This is a genomic window from Phormidesmis priestleyi ULC007 (assembly GCF_001895925.1).
Taxonomy (GTDB): domain Bacteria; phylum Cyanobacteriota; class Cyanobacteriia; order Leptolyngbyales; family Leptolyngbyaceae; genus Phormidesmis_A; species Phormidesmis_A priestleyi_A.
In genome coordinates, this window is record NZ_MPPI01000104.1 from 1 (window position 1) to 1272 (window position 1272).

Genomic DNA, 1272 nt, shown 5'->3' on the forward strand with positions numbered 1-1272 from the left:
GGTAGAGATATTGATCCATCCGCGTGATCTCGCTCGGCATCTCTGCTTGAGCCAGCGTCTGTTGGGCAGACAGGGCGTAAGCGGTTTTGGTTTCCACATCCACCACCCCCACTAAGCAGGGCTGATCCATTAATCAAAGAAAATAGATACTAGAGAAATCCCCTAGCTTGAACTCCAAGCTTTATGAGCCTAATTCAACATCTTCAAACCGTTCGAGATTATCGCACTCAACCTGATTACCCCCTCTGGGTAATACTGGTCTTAATCATCATGGGCACGATGAGTGGTTGTACCGGATACCGCTCTTTAACGGACTTTGTCAACCGACATCAAGCCGCATTACTAGAGATCATGGAACTGCCTTATGCTCGACTGCCGGGGTTTTCCACTCTGCGGCGGATTATGGTGCGAGTCGATTTTGTCTCCTTCACCCAGGCGTTTAACCAGTGGGCACAAGAGCACTGTGCGCCCTCCCCCAACGAGCAAGTGTCAGTGGACGGTAAAGGGATCAAAGCCAGTCTGCGCGATTCTGACCAGTCTTACCAAGACTTCGTCAGTGTCGTCTCAGCTTTCAGTGTCCAGCAAGGCGTGGTGCTGGGCTTAGAGTCGATGCATAATGGCGATTGTAGTGAAATCAAGACGGCTCAAGTCCTATTAGAAAAGCTTCAACTCCAGGGAGTTTGCTTCAGTCTCGATGCCCTCCATACTCAAAAAAAACCACGCAGCAGATCATTGCCAGCGGCAATGATTACTTGATCCCGGTTAAAGGGAACCAGCAGACTTGGTTGAGACAATTAGAGACGCAGTTTGAACAACTGCCGCCGCTCAGTGTGGATCAGCAAAGTGAACGGACTTATGACCGGGTGACGCAACGAACCGTCAGCGTTTTAGACCAAATTCCAGCCATCGATCCGCAATGGGTCGGCATCCAACGGATCGTTCGAGTCGAGCGCACGGGCACTCGTGCGGGTCAACCTTATCGTGAAACGATGTTCTACATCAGTTCCTTAACTTTAGATGCGGTCGGCTTTGCCCAACAGATTCGAGCGCACTGGCACATTGAGAATCGGCTGCACTGGGTCAAAGATGTGGTGTTGAAAGAGGATGAATCGCCGCTGTGTGATGGCAATGCGCCGGTTAATTTTGGGATTGTTCGTACCTTCTGCCTGAATCTCTTTCGGCTCAATGGTTTTGATTCGATCACCAGAGGGCTGCGATTCTTGGCGCACGATGTCCAGAAACTATTTTCCTTCTTTCAATAGATCAGCCCTG

The 1272-nt window shown here is 50.3% G+C and carries 1 pseudogene; it reads left to right on the top strand.

Annotated features, from left to right (window positions below):
* Positions 1–183: 183 nt before the first annotated feature.
* Positions 184–1262, top strand: a pseudogene (locus BRW63_RS29355) (ISAs1 family transposase).
* Positions 1263–1272 lie beyond the last annotated feature (10 nt).